The sequence below is a fragment of the Flavobacterium hercynium genome (genome assembly GCF_002217285.1).
GTDB classification, from domain to species: domain Bacteria; phylum Bacteroidota; class Bacteroidia; order Flavobacteriales; family Flavobacteriaceae; genus Flavobacterium; species Flavobacterium hercynium.
Genome location: NZ_MUGW01000012.1, coordinates 133,569 through 155,286, shown reverse-complemented (window position 1 = coordinate 155,286; position 21,718 = coordinate 133,569). Strand labels below are relative to the sequence as shown.

The window sequence follows — 21,718 nt, the reverse complement described above, 5'->3', positions numbered from 1 at the left end:
GATTCATTTGTGTCAATTTCTATCTGAAATGATTCAAATTGCATAACTTCAATGAAATAAATATCAGTTTGCAACATTTTGTAGAACATTGACACGATTTGATTAAAATTTGCTTTTACCTTAAAAAACAGTACAATGCGTAAATTCTTTCTTTTTTTATTTTTGTTGATTTTTTCAATAAATTTTATTCAGGCACAAGAATATTATTTTAAACATTTTCAGGTTGAAGAAGGTCTTTCAAACAATACCGTTTTGACTTCTTTACAGGATGACGATGGCTTTATGTGGTTTGGTACCAAAGATGGTTTAAACCGATTTGATGGTTACCGCTTTAAAACCTATCGCAGTAATGCTGATCCTATTCATAGTTTGGGAAGCAACTATATTCAATCATTGCATGAATATAAAGGTGTTATTTGGGTAGGTACTGATAAAGGTTTATATCAATATAATAAAAACACAGATCAGTTTACAGTTTTAAACGAAGCTATTAATGATAGAATCAACGATATCAATCACGATAAAAATGGAAATATCTGGTTTATCTCCGGTAATATCCTTTACAAGTATTCTACCATTAAAAAAGAAACCAAAACTTTTAATCCTAACAAGTACTTTATTGTTACTTCGATTTCAAGAGATGTGAATGGGCAAATCTGGGCTTCATCCTTAAATAAAATTTACCATTATTCTGAAGAAAACCTTTCGTTCGAAAATATTCCGATAACTCCTCCTTCGGGTTCTGCAAATTTTAGAATTACGGTTATTTATGCTTTAGACAAAAACAATATTGCCATTGGAACACAAGACGATGGTGTTTTGCTTTATAACATTCCAACCAAAACAACTTCAAGTTTAGCGTTTTCGACTAAAAAGCCGGTTTATGTTCGTCAGTTTAAAATGAAAGATAATAACGAATTGTGGATTGCGAGTGAATCAGGAGTTTATGTTTATAACCTAAAAACGAAAGCCAACGTTAATCTTAAAAAAAATTACAACGATCCGTATGCAATTTCAGATAATGCTGCCTATTCTATAACCATTGACAAAGAAGACGGAATTTGGATCGGTACGTATTTTGGCGGTATCAATTATCACCAAAAGCAATACACACAGTTCAAAAAATATTTTCCTCAAAAGGGACAGAATTCCATTAGCGGAAGCGCAGTCAGAGAAATTCATAAAGATGATAAAGGTGCCATCTGGATTGGTACTGAAGATGCCGGTTTAAATCGTTTTGATCCAAAAAAACAACAATTTACTTCGTTTTTACCCAACGGAAACAAAAACGGTGTTTCCTATTATAATATTCACGCTTTGATGCCAAGAAAAGATAAAGTGTGGGTTGGGACCTTTGAGCATGGTTTGGATGTCCTGGACAGAAATTCAGGAACGGTGCTAAAACATTACACCGCTAATAATCCGGCATCAGGTTTACGCAGTAATTTCATTTTTTCTTTTTACGAAACAAAAAAGAAAGAACTGATCGTTATTACGACAATAGGTCTTTATCAGTATAACGAAAAGAATGATAATTTTGACATTCTGAAAACATTTCCGGAAACGACTCACTACACTACTTATAAAGAAGATAGCGACGGAAACTGCTGGGCAGGAAGTTATCGTGATGGTTTATTTTATTACAATCCGAAAACTAAAAAGAAAGAGGTTTTTATTTATGATTACAAAAATCCTAATGGCATTAGCAACAATTCGATTAATTACATTTTTGAAGACAGTACAAAAAACTTATGGTTTGCTACTGAAAACGGACTGAATTTATTTGATAAGAAAAACAGAACTTTCAAAAGATTCACGACTAAAAACGGATTTCCAAGTAATGTTGTTTATTCTATTTTAGAGGATGATGCTAAAAACTTATGGCTGACTACTTCTAAGGGTTTGGTGAAATTTAATCCTAAAACTAAAAACATTAAAATTTACACTACCGCAAACGGGCTTCTGAGCGATCAATTTAATTATGCATCGGCTTTTAAAGATGAGAACGGCGATATGTATTTTGGAAACCTCAATGGAATGATTAGTTTCAACCCAAAGAATTTTACAAAGAACAAATACACGCCTTCAAACTTTATTACCAACCTTCAAATCAATAATAAAGATATTGATGCAAACGCAACAGATTCACCAATAACACAATCCATATCGCATATTGATGAGCTGGAGCTGAATAATAACCAAAAGTCATTTAATCTGGAATTTGCAGCGCTAAATTATACAGCACCTGAACTTACGGAGTATTGGTATAAATTGGAGAATATTAATAATGACTGGGTTTATCTGGAACGCAACAACAAAGTATTTTTTACGGAACTGGCACCAGGCGATTATGTTTTTAAAGTAAAATCACTTAATAGTTTTGGGGTTTGGAGCAAAGAAGTAAAACTAAAGATTACAATTTTGCCTCCGTTTTGGGCAAGTTCGTATGCTTATTTCTTTTATTTTCTGCTTAGCTGTGGTTCGTTTTATTACATTATTCGTTATTCACAGCATTTAACGGAAATTAAGAATAATCGAAAAATAAAACACCTCAACGACGAAAAAGAAAAGGAAATCTACCAGGCTAAAATTGACTTTTTTACCAATGTAGCACATGAAATCAGAACGCCTTTGACATTGATAAAAGGACCTTTGGAAAAACTTTTGGTAATGGAACATCAATTACCGGAAGTACCGCAGAATCTTTCGATCATGAAAAAAAATACGTCTCGATTACTAAAATTGGTAAATGAATTACTGGATTTCAGAAAATCTGAGATTGGCGGCTTGAAGCTAACTTTTGTCGAAGCTAATATTTCATCAATGGTTCGAAATTTTCAATTGAGATTTACGCCTTTTATTGAGGAAAGAGAAATTGAATTTGAACTGGAACTGGGCGAAAAAGACATTTACGCTTATGTAGACAAAGAGGCCTTCAAAAAAATCCTGAGTAATTTAATGAATAATGCGATTAAATATTCAAAAAGCAAAGCTTCGATATCGCTTTCCAGCGACGACAAGAAACTGACTTTATTGGTGAAAAATGATGGGAATTTGATTCCGTTTCACTTAAAAGACAAAATTCTTGAACCTTTTTTCAGAGTGGAACTGGACACGACTTCCGGAACTGGAATTGGGCTTTCGCTGGCACATTCGTTAACGCAATTGCATCATGGGAATCTGCAATTGGTTTCAGATGCAAAACTCAATGTTTTTGAACTTGTTGTACCGCTTCGTCAGGAAGAAGAATTTATGTTTTACAATGAACCGGAAAACGAAGAAATTAAACAGGAAGAAATCAAAATAAAAACGGAGGTTGCTGAAATTGAAAACATCCATGAAAAAACACAGATTTTAGTGGTTGAAGATAATGAGGATTTACTAAAGTTCATTACGACTGAATTAGCTCCTTTCTATTCTATTCTAAAAGCGGATAATGGTGAAAATGCCTTGAAAATTATTCATAACGAGAATATTCAACTCGTTATAAGTGATGTTGCAATGCCGGTTATGGACGGAATTACACTGTGTAAGGAGATTAAAACGAATCTGGAAACGAGTCATATTCCTGTGATTCTGCTTACAGCAAAAAACTCGCTGAAATCGCAAATGGATGGTTTAGAAGTGGGTGCTGACGCATACGTAGCCAAACCTTTCTCTATGGATTACCTGAAAGTGCAGGCTAATAATCTGATCGAGAATAGAAAACAGATTATGAATTACTATGCAAGTTCTCCCCTTTCCCACATAAAAAGTATTGCACACAATAAAACTGACGAAAAGTTTCTGAAAAAATTGGATGAAGAGATTCTTAAAAACATAACTGACTCTGATCTGAGCGTTGAATCTTTGGCAGAAATCATGAACATGAGCCGTTCGACTTTGTACCGAAAAATCAAAGATATATCAAATCTAAGTCCGAACGAATTAATCAATATTGTGCGTTTAAAACGTGCTGCAGAATTGCTATTGAATGAAAATTTCAAAATGTATGAGATCGCAGAAAAAGTGGGGTATAAATCGCAAACGAGTTTTGGACGAAATTTTCAGAAACATTTCTCCATGACACCTTCGGAATATATTGCAATGAATAAATAGCAATAGATTTGATCAACAAATAAAAAAATGATTATCTAAAAATAAATATCGGCCGATCCTATGGATCTTTTTTATCTCCATCATTGATAAACACCGGATTAAAATCCGGTGCTACAATATTAGCGAGCCTATGGCTCTTTGACATTTGATTAATTATTTAATACCGATTAAATACCTTATTTAAAATTCCGTAGAAATGGTATATTTTGTAGCAACTTTTGATTAGCTTCTTTCAAGTAATAAATTTCATGTATGAAACTTTTTTTTATAAATATCAATAAAAACAAGTATTTCTACTCTCTGACAAATTACGTCGGTTTATTAGATTCGCAAACTCTAATCAATCAAAAACATGAAAAACAAAATAATTTTTTATCGCCATTTTCTAGAAAGAAACAAAATATTCTTTGAAATACTTACTGCTGTGGTATTAACAATAACTAGCATTTTTGTTTCTATACAAGCAAATGATATCGCGAATAAAGCCAATGCTATATCAAATGCTCAAACTGGCATTATGGAATTGGAAAATACTGCAAATTTAGAAATAAGAAAAAAACAGATCTCAAACGATTCTACCGAAACTGACAATATCACCAAATGGTCTGTTCTAAATAACAATAGTAAAATATCTAATTTTGAAATAGAAAAAGAATTTTCATATATAAATATCGTCAAAAAATTAAATAATGAAGAAATCAATATTCCCTTAATGGAATATATAAATCTTGACGGTAGATCTACTGAACAAAATGAAGGTCTAATATATGAATTTGACAATAAGAATTGTAGCCATAACGAATATTTAATGCGTCAAGGAATATGGGAATATGGCTTTACTCAAATCAAAAGTTTTATTCAAGTTTCATTTGACAATGTCTTAACAAAAAAAGTAACAAAGTATTATCAAATTGCACCTCTAATACAAGAAATCTCAAAGAGAGAATGGGATTTAATAAAAAAAGATTGGAGTGCTAAAAGCAGCAATGTAATACATTTAAAAGACATTGAAAGAAACGTTCAAATAATTAAAAATTATCACTAGAACCTAAATAAATATGGGCCGATCCTTTGGATCTTTTTTATCTCCGTCATTGATAGACAACGGATTAAAATCCGGTGCTACAATATTAGCGAGCCTATGGCTCTTGAGATATTTGATTAATTATTCAATACCGATTTAATACCTTAATATAAAATTCCATAGGAATGATCTATTTTGTAGCAACGGATTTCAATCCGTTGATTATATAACGATCGCAGCTAAAGTTCCATAGGAACGATCCATTTCACATAATTTAAAAAATGCTAATTAAAACAAATAGTTTCTATCTTGACAGCCCATTGGTTCTTACTTACCATTTAAAATTTGACGGAGACCGCATAAAATCTCTCGAAATTAACTAAGAAAATATAAACTTAATACCGCAAATCAGATCCTAAATTATGATCTTTGCAAATGAAGGAGAATTATGCAGCAAAATGATTACTTGCTGTATAATTTTCTTTTTTAATTGTAATGAAATAGCATGATGACCGATTTTACAGCAATAAAACAACTTTTTGACATAACTCAAAATAATGGGTTCTCGAATGAAGAAATAGCCACATACCAAAATGTGTGCGATAGCATTCCTCAAGTACTTTACGATTATTATCTACAATTGGGGAAAATCACAGCACTAAATCAAACTCAGGACAGACTTATTGAACCTCAAAAGCTACAATTATCTAAAGATGAAAACTTTCTGATTTTTTACGTAGAAAATCAATGGTCTTGCGTATGGGGCATTCATAAAAACGATTTACAAAGCAACAATCCGGCTGTTTATATGAGTTATGATGAAAACGAATGGAATAAGGAAACGGATTCTCTGACTGATTTTTTAAAGGCTATAGCACATCTTCAAGGCATATTTGCATTGCCATTTAATTCAGAAGAGTTTGCGTATATCAATAATGAAGAACTAAAAATCATTGAAACTAACTTCAACAAACGCGATTTTTCTTTTTCGCAATGGATAGGTGTTCATTTCTATGGAAATCATCCGGAAGAAGTGATAGCTGTTCTAAAAAATGATGATTATTACGACCTGATTTACGCCTCAAATAACAAACAACAGTTTACAGACCTACACAAAATACTAGGTGAACTTGGAGAATAAAAATTAAAAACTAACTAACTAACTAACTAAAAACAAAAAGCCGTTTTGAAATCTCAAAACGGCTTTTGTATGTTATCTTGGCTCGAAATGTGTAAAAGACTGCCAGTATTTGTCTTTGTAAATGTCGTAGCTTATTTTAATTGCTGTATTGTGCTTTTTGATTATTTCGTTCAAAACTTTTGGAGGTTTTCTAAACTCTTTGCACGCAAAATAAATTTCTCTTTTACTTTCTGCGGTTTGTCTCCCAATGTTTAGATAACCATCAGCATCTTTTAGTTCTGCGATTAATTCATCTTCTATTTGATTTAAAAGCTCATACGTAGCATTATCAGGCATGCCGTTATTACCTCCGTCAAACGGAATATCAACAGTAACTATCCAAGGATGTGATGCTTTTTTATCCCAACCTAAAACGTCTGTATTTATTATAGCGATTAGAGGACTTCCATCATGAAGGGTTGCTTCGAGTGCCGCATAACTATCGTTTTCTGTACTGTGTCGTAAGCCTTCGTATTTCTCTACAAATTCTTTTTCTCTCCAGATTAAATAATCTTTTAGTTTTTCTATCGGAATCAGTTCTTCGCGAATATCGTCTTTACCGGTTACCGTTAAAAAATCGATGATCGTTACCGAGTCTAATTCTCCTAAAAAGTTATCCAGAAAAATATAAATAGCATTGGTTATAACGCGTCTGTTTTCTTCTGTAAAATAATCGTAAACTACTGTTAGGTCAATCTTATCCGGAAAATCAGCGCTTGTAACAGGAAAAAAGGAAAGGTTATCAAAATTGAATTTTAAACCTTCCATTTCGATACCAAAATCCTTGCTGTTTGTGGCTGGTTTTAAGGCTGTAAATTTCCATCCGTCTAATTTTGGAGCAGCATCTACAAGCTCTTCGATTGCAAAAATATTTTTGATTACACCATCCGGTGTTAAAATTAATTCTACTGTATTGGTGTCAAACATTCCTGTGACAAAATAAAATCCAGATTGAATTTCACCCAATTTCGGTCCAATTTTGGCAAAAAAATCTCTTTCTATATTGTCTCTTCCACTAACCGTTTTAAAAAATTCCTTTTCATTTTTGGAAAACCAATCCCAAAATTCAGCATAAGACAAGGTTACGGGTTCAGCTTCTTTTTTACCGAACAAATTTTTTAGAAAACTCATTTATTTCAATTTATACTCTTAATTCAAAACTAATAACTCAAAACCTAAACCTTCTCTACAAAGTTCAGCTTGCTGTTTTTTCTGCTGTAGGTAAAGTAAATAAACAATCCTATTAGCAACCAGATTGTAAAGTAAATCCAGTTCCAAACGCTTAACTCTGCCATCATATAAAGGCAACAGATTAATCCTAATAGCGGAATTAAAGAAAGGTTTCTTCTAATTGCCCAAACTGCTAATCCTACTAAAACAAATAAGAAGATCCACATTGGAATTTTATGCTTGAACAAACTAAAACCTGATTCGTATTTGGATGCTTCATTAATTGGCAATCCTTTTACAACTTCAGCATATTTTGCGTCGTCATCCTGATATTGACTTAATAAATGCTCTAAATCTGATGTATCAGACGTTTTGTTTTCTACATCGAGGCTTTTTAAGTAACTTAAAACTTGTTCTGATTCTGTTTTATCTAAAGAAGTAATAATCGAAGTAGCGTCTATAATTTGTGGATCATTATTTATAAAAGCCATTGTTGCTTTGTTGTTGAAAGCAAAGGCATAATACAATCCTGCAGCCATTAAAACCGGTAAAATAAACTTCGAATTGATATAAGGTGTTTTAAATTTACCACGCGGAATTTCAGGTTTGTTCTGTAATACCAAAACACCCGCACAAACCAATACAAAGGCAAATAGAGTTCCGATACTGCATAAATCTGTTACCATTGTCAGGTTTAGGAACAAAGCAGGAATCGATACCACAAAACCGGTTACGATTGTTGCAAAAGATGGTGTTTTGAATTTTGGGTGTACGGTAGAAAACTTTTTAGGCAATAAACCATCACGGCTCATACTCATCCAGATACGAGGTTGTCCCATTTGGAAAACCAATAAAACGCTCGCCATGGCAATTACAGCACTTACAGCAATAATTCCGGACATCCATTTTAAATTCAATTTATCAAAAACAAATGCAAGAGGATCTCCAACATTTAATTCGTTGTAATGTACCATTCCGGTTAAAACTAAGGCAATGGCAATATATAAAATAGTACAAATGATAATCGCCCACATCATACCACGAGGTAAATCACGTTGCGGATTTTTACATTCTTCGGCTGTTGTCGAAATAGCATCGAAACCAATATAAGCAAAGAAAACTGCTGAAACTCCTTTTAGAACTCCACTCACACCATTTGGAGCAAACGGATCCCAATTGTCTGTATCTACATAAAAAACACCTACTGCAATTACCAAAAGAACCACACATAGTTTTACAACCACCATAACGTTACTTGCATTACGAGATTCTTTCATTCCTCTGTAAACCAAAGCAGTAATTAAAATAATAATGAATAAAGCCGGTAAATCTGCCACGAAATGAAATGATCCAATTGTAGGTGCAGTCGTCCAGGCTGTATAAGAGGCTTGCAAAGCAGGTTCAAGGTTTTGATATGCTTTTCCGCCCTGCATTAAAGCAGTAGCGTCTTTAAATCCGTTTGAAGCGGTTAAATAATCCATCTGAATCCATTGCGGAAGGTGAATACCACCACTCTGGAGAAGCGTTGTAAAGTAATCGCTCCACGATATGGCGACCGTTATATTTCCGACAGCGTATTCCATAATCAATGCCCAACCAATAACCCAGGCGATTAATTCTCCAAAAGCAACGTACGAATACGTGTAAGCACTTCCCGAAACAGGAACCATAGAGGCAAATTCTGCATAGGCAAAAGCGGCAAAACCACAAGCAAGAGCAGTAAAAAGAAACAAGAAAATAACGGCTGGTCCACCATCAGCACTTGCTTTTCCGATGGTACTAAAAATACCTGCTCCAACAATAGCAGCAATTCCAAATGCAGTTAAGTCTCTGGTTGTTAAATGTTTTCCTAATGCATTATGACCATCTGCTTCGTTTTTTGCAACCTGTTTCAGAATATCTTGTACCGTCTTTTTTCGGAATAAACCTGATAATGCCATATATGATTTTACTTTTAAAATTAAATTATTTCAGTCTTTATGGTTTTATTTTGCAAATAATGCAAAAAATATCCTGATTTCAAATATATAAAACGATTTTCTTTTATCCCGATTTTTTTTCTTTTGCCGGTGATTTTAACTAAAAATGCGTGATATTGTTTTTTTCGCCACGAATTCACGAATTAATACGAATTATTTTTTATGAATTTTATACAGATTTAAAAAAAAATCCGCGCCCACCTGCGCTTTCACGAAGTGAATCCGTTCCATCCGCGTCCTATCTTCTTATCGCAAGCAACTTCTCAAAATACTTACCGGATGCTGCGCTTCTCTGCTGGTTCCGTCAAAAATCTGATGACGACAGCTTGTTCCTGCAGCGGCAATTTTTACATTTTCAGCAGTTGAGCGCACTTTAGGAAACAAAGTATCCTCTCCCATTTGCATACTTACCTTGTAATGTTCTTTTTCGTAACCAAAGGATCCCGCCATACCACAGCAGCCCGAATTGTAAATCGTCACCACATTATTCGTTGGCAAGTTCAGCATTGCAAAAGTAGCTTCAACTGAGCTTAACGATTTCTGATGGCAATGTCCGTGAATTTTAATTTCTTTCTTCTCTTCCGAGAAAGAATCAGGCGTAATTTTTCCGTCAATGATCTCTCTTTTAAAGAACTCTTCAATTGTAAAAGTACTTTGCGCCAACCTTTCGGCGCCTTCTTTATCATCTGCCAAACGTAAATACTCGTCTCTAAAAGTCAAAATAGCTGAAGGTTCAATTCCTATCAGCGGTGTTTTAGGAGCAATCAGATCCTTAAAAATACGCACGTTAGTATTCGTTATTTTTTTAGCTTCTTCCAGAAATCCTTTAGACAAATAGGTTCTTCCGCTTTCTTCGTGATTTACAACCAAAACCTCATATCCCAGTTGCGTTAAAAGTTCAAAAGCATCAATACCAATGTTTACATCATAATAATTCGTAAATTCATCATTAAACAAATAAACCTGTCCGTTCGGAAATTCGGTAGTTTGCTTTTTCTGAGCGTCGAACCATTTTCTGAATGTCTTTTTAGCCAGTAAAGGCACTTCCCTTTCCGGTGCGATTCCCATGCTTTTTTTAACCAATGCCTGATTAGAAATAAAATTCGTAATCGATGGAAACAAACTTCCCATTTTATTCAGTTTTGCATTGTGTGCAAAAATCTTATTTCGGGTCGAGAATCCGTTTGCTTTTTGATATTGGTATAAAAATTCCGCTTTAAGCGTAGCCACGTCAACATTGCTCGGACATTCGCTTGCACAAGCCTTGCAGCTCACACACAGCTCAAAAACTTCGTATAACTCTTTCTGGTCAAATTTGTTTTCTTTCTCAGAATACGTTAAATATTCGCGTAAAGCATTTGCCCTGGCGCGTGTTGTTTCCTTTTCATTTTTAGTAGCACGATAACTCGGACACATCGCACCTCCTGCTGATGGCAGTTTTCTGCAATCACCCGATCCGTTGCATTTTTCGGCAGCACGCAAAATCCCCAAACTGTCCGAGAAATCCTGAAACGTTTTAATATCTGGTTCTGTCCTGCCCGACACCACACGATGATTCTCATCCATTTTTAAGGCATTCACAATCTTACCAATATTCAAAACCGAATTAGGATCAAACGCCAACTTAATTCGTTTCAGCAACTCATAATTCGTTTCGCCAATCATAAACGGAATAAATTCCCCGCGCACAATTCCGTCGCCGTGTTCCCCGCTTAGTGAACCCCTGTATTTTTTAACCAAAATCGCCACATCCGTTGCAATGGTTCTAAATAATTTTAAATCCGTAGTTTTCTTCAAATTCAAAACCGGACGCAAGTGCAATTCTCCCGCACCGGCATGAGCATAATAAATCGCACCTTGTCCGTGACGCAACATCATTGCCGAAAACTCCGCAATATAAGCCGGTAAATCGCTCAACTCCACCGCAGTATCTTCAATAGAATCAGCTGCTTTATCATCGCCCACAATACTTCCCAAAAGCCCAAGTCCTGCTTTTCTAAGTTCGTTTACCTTTTCGATATCCGCACCATAAATCTTTACGAGCGCATAACCAAAGTTGTTTTTTTCCAAGTCCGCAATCAATGCATTTGCCTGATTCTCGGCATCTTCCAAAACATTCGAAGCCACCTCAAACATCATTATCGCTTTAGGTTCGCCAACCAAAAAGAATCTGTTTTTAATATGTTCGCGATTCGTCTTCGTACAATCCAAAATCGTATCGTCGATCATTTCGCACGTATACAAATGATGCTTCATCGCCACCACCACAGATTCTAACGATTCCTGAATGCTGTGATAATGCGCCACAACCATAATATTATGCGCAGGTGGTAAATCGTCTACCTTTAGTTTGATTTCAGTCGTAAAAGCCAGCGTACCTTCGCTTCCGCAAAGCAATTTTCCAACGTTTATTGTAGGTTCCGTTCCGCCAAACAAATTCGATTTTAACAGAATATCAACCGCATAACCCGTATTTCGTCTGTGAATTTCAGGTTTCGGAAACTCTTTTATAATTTCATCCTGCGTAGCCTTAACCGAAAGTTCATCGTAAAGACTTTTATATATTTTATTTTCTAGCGTATCGCCTTTTGTTTTTTCTACAAATTCTGCCGAAGTCAGTTCCTTAAAAACCACCGTTGAACCATCGCTCAAAATCGCTTTAATTTCTACAATTTTATCGCGGGTTACACCATACCTGATCGAAGTCGTTCCCGAAGAATTATTCCCCACCATTCCGCCAATCATACAACGGTTCGAAGTCGACGTGTTAGGACCAAAAAAAACACCGTGAGGTTTAAGAAATAAATTCAGTTCATCGCGAATAACGCCGGGCTGCACCGTAACCGTTTTTTGAATCGGATCGAAATCCAGAATCTTTGTAAAGTTTTTAGAAACATCCACCACAATTCCGTCGCCCACCGTTTGTCCAGCCAGCGAAGTTCCCGCCGTTCTTGGCGTAATCGAAATACCTTGCTCTGCCGCAAACCGAATCAGTTTACTAATATCTTCTATCGATTTAGGCACCGCAACCGCTTTGGGTCTGATGCGATACACCGAAGCATCTGTAGAATAAAGCGTTTTATGAAGATCATCATACAAAAGTGTTCCTTCTAATGATGTTGCTAACTGTTGTAACTCCTTAATTATTGACATTATTGCTGAATTTATGGCTTTCTTTTCAACTACAAAAATAGCTTTTTTTTGAAGGTTCTGAGGTTCTTTTTTTAAAGGTTCTGAGGCTCTAAGTAGCAAAGGTTCTAAGATTTTTTTGTTAGACTTTTTAGGAGCTATTTCCTGCTATTCGCTACAATCTTTTGCTTTTTAAAGAAAAAAGCAAAAGGATTTCCACTTCTATCAGGGCTAGGATATTCATTTTCAAAACACCTATTAAGTTGATTTGCAGAATCTATTTCATTCCATTAAATTCATTTATGCATTCCCGCGAAAACATTTATTCTTTACACGAGGTTTTATTATATTTGCAGTCCTAAACACAAAGAATGAAAACAACAGAAAGCTTTGCCCGTGTGGTATGGTGGCGGTATTGGAAACAACTGCAACGCTCTTTGTGGCGTAGGACACCTTAGCTATGCGGGCTTTTATATTCCCTAAATACAAAGATTATGAGTACAAACAATCTTTCAAAAGAAACCGAAATCAAACTAATCGATTTTTTTAGCAACACCATTTCCCCCGAAGATTTGGCAAAAGCAATAAGAAAATTGAATTATGTACTTGCATTAGGAGTTCTACGAGAAGACCCAACACTCAAAAATGAATTAATTAACATCGAAAACAGCTTTTTTTGGCTCAACGAATTAGCCGAAGTCTTAGATCCTTATCTAAATTTGGAGTAAACTTTATTTTGATTTTACATTAAACGGAAAACCTCGATTTTTAAATAGATCGAGGTTTTTGGTTTTTATGTAATACTGTAAACATAAGGCGCTTCTAAAAGAACTCTATACGATTTAAAAATACATCCAAATGAAGTCCCTTCAGCTCCTTCTATAATTAGCCAACCCAATACTCCTTTACTAATAAGCTGATACAATTCATATTCGATAAATTCAGGAGTATAATTTAATTTCTGATATTGAGGATGCGTCCTCACAAACTCTGAAAATTTCCATTGCGTAAAATCAATTTCATCTCCTCCAATATCATAAGCATAGATAACACCATCTTTTGTAGCTGTGCAACCGCTTCCATGAAACCAATATTCAATTCCTTCAATAGTTCCTACTCTTTTAAAAAAAGTAGGCGAAAACGAACAAGGGTTAATATCTTGTTTATATTTAATTTTTAATAAAGTTTCAAAATACCTTATAAAATTGACGTATTCTGTTAAAATTTTTTCGACCATAGTTAATAATTGGAATTGAAGATAATTCATTTTTAATAACGTTAGGAATTAATACAGAACTTCTTCTCACTCTTTTCAAATCATTTTTCGAATAGACAGTTCAGATCAATTATTCCTTCCCCCAAATCCTCGTATTCAAATCGAGTTCATGAACAATATCATGCATAAATTGTACAATTGCACGATCTTCAGAAAAGAAATCAGGACCAGTTAATGAAGTACGAATTGAAGCTTCAAAATGATCTGCTTTTAATGGCAAAGCAACATATAAACTTGAATTTATAAACGAGAGAGAAATAGTTTTATCTGATTTATCATTTAATTTCAAAATTCCCTCAATTACCTTTGGAGTCAAAATATATCGGGCTTCGATTTGGTCTTTAGAATATGTTGTGAACTCTTTATTAAAACTGGCATTTTCTAACTGTACTCTTTCGCTATTTCCGGAATTAAAAACATTTCTGGATAACCAACCTCCAAGATCATCACCAAATTCTTTTGATCTTACAATTGTTGATACTTTAAAGTTTTTATTAAAATCAACAACAAAAATGATTCCTTGAAAAATAGGATACCACTTAGTTACTATTCCTTTATTTGTTTGTCTTTCTGATTTAAACTCTGCACGAACCTCTGAAAAACAAAAAGCTGTTTTATCTTGCATTCCATATATAAAATCCTGTGTAACAAATCGATCAATAACCCTTGTAAAAAGCATTGAATTTTCGAGTGCAGCATGCGGAACGCCATTATTAGGTTCAAAAACTAAACTTTTATTTATTTGTTTCAAAGCCAACGGAATAACCTCCGACTTATACTCTTCTTTATAGCTTTCTAGCTTGCCTTTAGTACGAGCATTTCCTAAAAGCACAAAAATGAAACAAAGAAAAAACATTACCGCCGCTATTATCTTATAATCGTAGTAAATTCCAACTATAACAATTAAATATGATAACTTTTTTAAATATGAATAAAACTTAATATTAGATGAAATATCAATTCTTTTCGTTTCTAATCGATCTAATATTGCTTTTAAAGACAGATCATTATTTAATTTAGAATCCATTACTTCTTAAAAAGATCTTTTGCACTTATATTTTGTCGTTCTTCCTCCAAAGTAGATAAAACCTCTATTTTTTTATATCCCAGCATTGCTGCAAATACATTTCCGGGAAACATCATAACTGCATTATTATAATCTGTAACCACTGCGTTATAAGTTCTTCTTGCAGCTGCGATTTGCTCTTCGGTTTCGGTCCAGGTTGTTTGTAAATTCTTAAAATTATCATTGGCTTTTAGATCAGGATAATTTTCAACATTCAACATTAACCCTCTTACACTAGTACTTAACTGAGCATCTAAACTAGCTTTTTCGGCATCGCTTACTTGTCCTGAAGTAGCTTTGGCACGTAATTCAACAATTTTTGTTAGTGTGTTTTGTTCATAATCTGCATACTGTTTTACAACTTCAACAAGATTAGGAATTAAATCAAATCGTTTTTTCAACATCACATCAATTGCTGAAAAAGCAATCGTTACCTGATTTTTCTTTGCAATAAAAGAATTATAAACACTTATAATAAATAAAAAGGCAACAACGATAAGTATTACTGTAATCATAACTTTGTTTTGGGGTTAGGCGCAAATATAAATAAAAAACGAAATCTTTCTTTTTTATTCTACTTTCTAAATCTCAAAACTTAATAAATCAAAAATCATCACAAATATCGTTAATCCGAAAATATTTTTTTCATTATACTTTATTCTTCAGATTTGTATATTTTAATATTGACTATATAATAAGTCAGAAACAACTCAAAAATAAAATATAGCAAAATCATCACTTGGGAATAGATATCAAACCGTTTCGAATTTGAAAATAATGGAAATTGAGAAAATGCGGCTAAATAAAAATTTAAAAATGAATTAATATAAAGTAGAAAAATCATAGATTTTTTATAATCGCGCTCTATTTTATATTCTATAAAAAGAAGCAATATTGATAAAATAAATATCAAGAATGTATAAAAAAGTGCAACCAAAAAATGCATTCCATGGTCCGTATCTCCATTGTGTTTTGGAATATATTCATCTAATTCTAAAAAAAACAATTCCAATAGAAATAATTGTATAAAAAAAAGCAAAAATATTACGTATACTACTCTCATTAAGATTTTAGTCTAAATAATTCATAAAGATTAAATGTCTGCATTCTTTCTATTATATAATAAAACAAAGAAAAATTGTAGTACAAAATAAACAGGTGTGCAAATTAAAAGATATGGGTTTTTCCATTCTACTGCATGTTCATTAAGGATTAAAAATAAAACTAACAGATTAATTAATATTAAAATTATTCTATTCTCTATACAACAAACATAATGTAACACTACATACATTATAATATTCACCAAAAACAATATTGTAAAAAAATAAACAATAATCGTAAATGTAACAATATCAGCTCGATTCCCTATTTTTAGAGGACTTAAAGAATAAATTAATGTTGACAAAATTATATTAGCGATAAACATCACAAATAAATACTTCAATATTTTTAACATGTTTCTTTAGATTTTAAATACAAAAAATCTTGTGTATACAACTTCATAATCTTCACCATTAAACCACTCTCTATCTTTTTTATATGAATTTTCACTTTTATTTATGAGATAATTTATTAAAATTAGACCTAATAGAATCTATATATATTCGTTTGTATTTCGACAAATTAAATTTTTTGTTTTTGAATTTAATTGTTTTTTGATATTGATATTGTCCCCAAGATTCGACATTTATACTATCCACATAAAAATTCGATTCTTTAAAAGAAATGCAAGTTTTAGAAAAAAAACCATTATTACCGTTATACTCATTTGAAATAATAAAACCATTATTAATGATATTTAACTCCTCATAAAAATTTGCTCTGTTATTCGATAATAAATTTTTATAAACTTTCAAAAACACACTATTAGAATCTATTGTTTTTGATATAACCAAAAATGGTGAATCAATTTCCAAATTTTCAGGGTAACAAGTACTATCTACATCATTTTGATAAAATGGCTTTAAGATAGCTATTGTATCAATTATGCTGTTATTATCAAAATCGATACTTAATGACTCATCACAATAATAATTTGAAAAAACAATTCCATATTTTTTTTTAAACCCTTCTACTTTAGCTAAACAATGATTTTCTAAAAAAAAATTGCTTGGTATGTTTATTGTATCATAGCACTTTTGCTTTTCAACAATTATACTTTCGCTTTTATTTTTACAGCAGGAGCTATAAAAAATAAACAGACTACAAATACAAATTAGGTATCTCAAAATAATTAGATTTTAAAAGTTGTCCAAAACATAGTACCAGATATAAATCCTGTCGATTTTAAGCTTTCATGTACTGCATTATTATTTTGGGATTTTGTTCTTGCTCCAGAAAACACTCCATTCTCATTCAAAATTACACCATCCTCTACATTTTTAAGAGCATATTCTTCTTTAGAAAAAATGGAATTAATTACCGCATTTCTATTTACTTTCGCTTTGTTTGTATCAATTGACCAAAAATCTAAAGCCGAATCAAGATGATCTTTCTCAATTGTTACACTTCTATATTGTTTAAATTTAGGATGATCTAGTTCTCCCTTTTTAGTAAATAAATCTAATCCATCCCAAAAATAAGAACTATTAGTCGGATCTGAATCACCTTGTAAAACACTAATCATTGCTGAACGTGCATAGCAATGAATATCAAAATTTGAAGTTGTTGAAATAGTTTTTAATTTACTAGTTTCTTCTACAGACGAATATCCAGTTTTAAATAATTCATTGAATGTATTTTTACCTCTCTTATATCTAGAATTCAAAGCATTATTGACAGTGTGAGCAATCCATAGAGCTGTCATTCTTGTTCCTGTTGTAGAAGCCTCATGATAAATCAAATATGAATTGTTAGCGAACTCTTTGTGTTTTATATTGACATCTTTTTCTTTTAATAATTTAGCGTTATTGTATGTTACAAAATTATCTCCATTTTTATCTTGCTGAGTAGATTTTCCATCGCAAACGTAAACATCATCAACACTTCCTTCAAAATCTGATTCATCTATTTTTCCTTCGTAAGTTCCATCTCTATTATAAAAATGTCCATTAACTTGTATAATCTTATCTTCAAATACTTTTACTGGTGGTTCTTCTGGTTCTCCATAAGTATACCTTTTAGCATAATAATTAATACGTCCTCCAGCATTAATGATTATTCTATTACCATACATACGCGATGTCCCACCCGTTATTTCGGTAATTTTTCCTTTTACTATTCGTGTTCTTGACATTTCTTTTTGTAATAAATTAAACTATTAGATTATCTTAATTTTGTGTAGTTCCCTCGTTACTATTATTCTGAATATCATTTTTTGAATGTAATTCGTTATTTTTTTTACTCTGTAAAGTAATATCAGAGCCTCCTATTACATTTCTATCTTTCTTTACCTCAGAATGTACATCGCCATCAATACTTTCAAATAATTCTCCTTTAACCTTCATCAAAAGATTTCCTCCAACTTCTATTTTGTTTTCTACACCCACTTGACTGGATTTATTTATAACTGCAGTTTCTACAATGCTTTGCCCTGCCATTGTTACAATATTTTCAGAAGCATCAAAAATGATATTCTTCGCCTTTATTCTGATCGTTTCGCTGGATGTTAAACTGATACTTTTGGTTTCCTCATTCAAATGCACTTCATTTCCGCTTGGGTCAGAAAGCCAAATACCCACTTTTTCTATAAACTTAAATACTTGTCCAAATCTGAATTTCCAGCCTTTGGTGCTGTTGGTCGAATCAAAAAATTCAGGTTTTGCTTTGCCGTTGTAGTGTGATCCTAAAATGTAGGGATGATTAACATTTCCGTTTTCAAAACTCACCAAAACTTCATCGCCTATTTCGGGTCTGTTATATTGCCCCCAGTTTTTGCCCGAGTATTGTTGCATGACGCGCATCCAATCGCTGTTGGCATCGTAATTGGCCCAGTAGAATTTTACTTTTACGCGTCCTAGTCCTTCGGGGTCGTTATTGTCGATTACAATCGCGGGTTGGGTATCCGCTTTTGCAGAAACTTCAATATTGGTATAATGCGGCACTTCTACATCTGCGGGAATGGCTTTAAATTTACATCTATATTCTCCATTATATTCTCCATAATGCGTGACTTTTACCGCAACAAGTTCATGGTACACTTCTTTGTTTTGAACGGTAAAGATTTGTCCAACACCAATAGGAACATACGCCATTCCGGTATAAATCGTACTGTTGGCATCGCGTGCTGCTACCTGACGCTGGGCTAATTCTTCGATCTCCGTTATATTTTTTACCTGATTGGTATACGATGGAATCGATGTATTGGGCAAGGCTACCACCAACTGATCGCGGCGGGTCATAGCCGAAAAACCGTCTGCGCTTCCTGTTGCGGTCACGGCTTTAGCGCTTTTTATGCTCAATGCATTGGTGGGATCGTAGCCAGCCAATGATGTTTTGTGTGATTTGAGTTTACTCTTGATGGTGAAATCATACAGGGTTACATAGTTTTTCAACTTGACTTTTGATGATTTCAGATTGCCAAACTGCATGCGCATGCCATCAAAATAAAACCATTCACCATGAAAGGCGGCAAGACGTTTTAGGAAATCAAAACTGGTTTCGTTGTATTGGGTGATTGCAGGAAACAATTTTTTGTAGCGAGGCTGAATGGCTTCGGACTGATAAAATTCGCCTGCTGTTTCGTCTTCAAAAATTTTCAGGGCAACTTCTTTGATGTTCTTCTCCAAAAATACTCTCGACTTGGGTTGTTCGCTTAAAAGAACGGTATGGCTAATTCCCTTGACATACAACCCACGCGGACTTCCTTTTTCATAAATCGATATGAGCTCGTTGATAACGCCCTTGCTCATGACTTTTATTTCGCCATTTCTGCTTTTGAAGGTAAAAATAACTTCGTTGGCGGTATACTTTCGAATTGCTTCTGCTTGCTCCTCGGGCGAAATGATCGTACTTCCGCTGTACATCCAGGTGAAGGAAAAATCATGATGTTCCATCATGCGTTGCGTTAGCTTTAAATCGGAGAAAAGTACTCTTTTGGTGTAACCGCTTATAGTTACCTGAATCTGATCTTTAAATGATGACGACATAGTGTAAAGGCTTTTAAAATATTTACTATCAGTTTTTTCGTAAAGTAAATTAAAACCGTGTTTCTAATTTGTCATAAAAATATCAGATTAAGCCATTTTTTTTGGATTGTTGATTTTTGTTTGTTGTTTCAGGTTTCAAGTTTCAGGTTTTCTTCGTCTGTTCGGCTTTCAGCCTCGGGTCAGGTTCACAATTCAAAATCCACAATTCAAAACTCATAATTCAAAATTCCAAACCCACAATCCAAGTTTCAAATTTCAAAATCCACATTTCACATTTCACAACTCACAACTCACATTTCACAATTCAAAATTCCAAAATATCACAGCATTTTTCCTAAATTTATATCCAAATTAATCCCATTTTAGCATTCCAAAAACAAAATACCTTCATAAAATAGCTTTTTAATGAACAAAAATATAAGCGCGCTGTATGAAATTGCCCAAAAAAAGACCCGTAAAATAATAGGTCTGATGTCTGGTACTTCGCTTGACGGACTAGATATTGCCCTTTGCAGTATTTCGGGAGCAGGCGAAAATACAATCGTAAAAATTGAGGAATTTGAAACCATCAATTACGACGAGGAAATCAAAACCGAAATTCGTAAAGTTTTTGCTCAAAAAACAATCGATTTTCAACACTTAGCGTTATTAAACGAATGGATCGGAATTCTACACGCCAATTTAGTAAACGATTGTCTGCAAAAATGGAATATTCCTGCGCATGAAGTCGATCTTATTGCTTCACACGGACAAACAGTACTGCATGCTCCAAAATTTTTACATCAGCAGGAAAAATTCCCCAATGCGACGCTTCAAATTGGCGATGGCGATCATATCGCGGTAAAAACAGGTATTATAACATTATCAGATTTTAGACAAAAACATGTTGCTGCAGGTGGCGAAGGTGCTCCTTTAGCCGTTTATGGTGATTACATATTATTCAGTAAAAAAAATGAAAACCGCATTATGCTCAACATGGGCGGGATTGCGAACTTTACCTATTTACCTGCTTCTCTAAACGCCGAAGCTGTTTTTGTAACCGATACCGGAACAGCAAACACCTTAATCGACATTTATACCAAACACTATTTTCCTGAAAAAAGCTATGATAAAGATGCTGAGATTGCACAAAACGGAACTGTAAATCAAACCCTTCTGGCGGAACTAAAAAGTGATGCTTTCTTTCAGAGAAGTTTTCCAAAAACCATTGGTCAGGAATTGTTCAATTTTGATTTTGTACAAAGAGCACTTGCAAAAACAAACCTGCAACAAATTTCGGCACCAGATTTGCTTGCTACGCTAACAAGGCTAAGCGCAGAAACAATTGCCGAAGCCATTTTATTTGTTGTTAAAAACACTGAAACAGCGCTTGAAAATTTTACCGTTTATATGTCGGGCGGAGGCGCAAATAATCCGTTACTAGTAAGTTGGTTAAAGGAATTACTCGCTTGCTCTTTCAAAAAAAGTGATGATTTGGGTATTTTAAGTGATGCTAAAGAAGCGGTTTTATTTGCCATTTTAGCCAATGAAACTGTTGCGGGTGGTAACTATAATTTTGGTACAAAAAAGGGAATTCCATCTGTAACAATGGGAAAAATTTCTTTTCCGGACTAAAAAAGAAAGAATCCTGCACAACTAATCGTGTAAATCGCCGTTCAAAAGACTTATTAACAAATAAATAGAATTAAAATTATAATTTCTTAATT

Annotated in this window: 14 protein-coding genes; 5 read left to right on the top strand and 9 right to left on the bottom strand. The window is 33.6% G+C overall.

The annotated features are described in order from the left end of the window. Nucleotides 1-135 precede the first annotated feature (135 nt). The 3 genes from B0A66_RS06345 to B0A66_RS06335 all read left to right on the top strand — a co-directional run bounded on the left by B0A66_RS06345 (nt 136) and on the right by B0A66_RS06335 (nt 6,263). Nucleotides 136-4,098, top strand: coding sequence for a hybrid sensor histidine kinase/response regulator transcription factor (locus B0A66_RS06345; RefSeq protein WP_089049009.1), 3,963 nt, complete (start codon nt 136-138; stop codon nt 4,096-4,098). Nucleotides 4,099-4,450: 352 nt separating this feature from the next. Beyond that, entirely contained in the window at nt 4,451-5,143 is a 693-nt protein-coding gene (locus B0A66_RS06340; protein ID WP_089049008.1) for a hypothetical protein, read from the top strand. Between the two features lie 484 nt (nt 5,144-5,627). Beyond that, nucleotides 5,628-6,263: a hypothetical protein gene (locus tag B0A66_RS06335; RefSeq protein ID WP_244283402.1), complete on the top strand. Its 636-nt coding sequence runs from the start codon at nt 5,628-5,630 to the stop codon at nt 6,261-6,263. Between the two features lie 72 nt (nt 6,264-6,335). On the opposite strand, the gene B0A66_RS06330 is transcribed toward B0A66_RS06335, so the two are convergent. From B0A66_RS06330 to B0A66_RS06320, 3 genes are all read right to left on the bottom strand, one after another. Then, on the bottom strand, nt 6,336-7,433 hold the full coding sequence (locus tag B0A66_RS06330) for a DUF695 domain-containing protein (RefSeq protein ID WP_089049007.1): 1,098 nt from the start codon (nt 7,431-7,433) through the stop codon (nt 6,336-6,338). Nucleotides 7,434-7,477: 44 nt separating this feature from the next. Next, complete coding sequence (locus B0A66_RS06325; protein ID WP_089049006.1) at nt 7,478-9,412, bottom strand: amino acid permease; 1,935 nt, start codon at nt 9,410-9,412, stop codon at nt 7,478-7,480. A 285-nt stretch (nt 9,413-9,697) separates the two neighbouring features. Further along, complete coding sequence (locus B0A66_RS06320; RefSeq protein WP_089049020.1) at nt 9,698-12,604, bottom strand: FAD-binding and (Fe-S)-binding domain-containing protein; 2,907 nt, start codon at nt 12,602-12,604, stop codon at nt 9,698-9,700. Nucleotides 12,605-13,074: 470 nt separating this feature from the next. Here B0A66_RS06320 and B0A66_RS06315 point away from each other — a divergent pair, with 470 nt between their 5' ends. Further along, the gene (locus tag B0A66_RS06315; RefSeq protein WP_089049005.1) at nt 13,075-13,308 is read left to right on the top strand and encodes a hypothetical protein; all 234 of its coding nucleotides are present in this window, start codon (nt 13,075-13,077) and stop codon (nt 13,306-13,308) included. A gap of 65 nt (nt 13,309-13,373) precedes the next feature. Here B0A66_RS06315 and B0A66_RS06310 read toward each other — a convergent pair whose 3' ends face one another. The 6 genes from B0A66_RS06310 to B0A66_RS06275 all read right to left on the bottom strand — a co-directional run bounded on the left by B0A66_RS06310 (nt 13,374) and on the right by B0A66_RS06275 (nt 20,012). Beyond that, nucleotides 13,374-13,817: a DUF6896 domain-containing protein gene (locus tag B0A66_RS06310; RefSeq protein WP_089049004.1), complete on the bottom strand. Its 444-nt coding sequence runs from the start codon at nt 13,815-13,817 to the stop codon at nt 13,374-13,376. 109 nt (nt 13,818-13,926) lie between these two features. Then, on the bottom strand, nt 13,927-14,883 hold the full coding sequence (locus tag B0A66_RS06305; RefSeq protein WP_089049003.1) for a DUF3137 domain-containing protein: 957 nt from the start codon (nt 14,881-14,883) through the stop codon (nt 13,927-13,929). Continuing rightward, a complete protein-coding gene (locus B0A66_RS06300; protein WP_089049002.1) occupies nt 14,883-15,437 on the bottom strand; it encodes a LemA family protein in 555 nt (184 codons plus the stop codon). Before B0A66_RS06300 ends, B0A66_RS06305 begins: the two co-directional genes overlap by 1 nt. 1,041 nt (nt 15,438-16,478) lie before the next feature. Further along, a complete protein-coding gene (locus tag B0A66_RS06285) occupies nt 16,479-17,153 on the bottom strand; it encodes a hypothetical protein (RefSeq protein WP_089048999.1) in 675 nt (224 codons plus the stop codon). A gap of 5 nt (nt 17,154-17,158) precedes the next feature. Then, a complete protein-coding gene (locus B0A66_RS06280) occupies nt 17,159-18,160 on the bottom strand; it encodes a hypothetical protein (protein WP_089048998.1) in 1,002 nt (333 codons plus the stop codon). 34 nt (nt 18,161-18,194) lie between these two features. Continuing rightward, nucleotides 18,195-20,012, bottom strand: a complete 1,818-nt coding sequence (locus B0A66_RS06275; RefSeq protein WP_089048997.1) for a type VI secretion system Vgr family protein — start codon at nt 20,010-20,012, stop codon at nt 18,195-18,197. A 405-nt stretch (nt 20,013-20,417) separates the two neighbouring features. Between B0A66_RS06275 and B0A66_RS06270 the strand changes: the two genes are divergently transcribed. After that, on the top strand, nt 20,418-21,626 hold the full coding sequence (locus tag B0A66_RS06270; protein ID WP_089048996.1) for an anhydro-N-acetylmuramic acid kinase: 1,209 nt from the start codon (nt 20,418-20,420) through the stop codon (nt 21,624-21,626). The last annotated feature ends 92 nt before the right edge of the window (nt 21,627-21,718 follow it).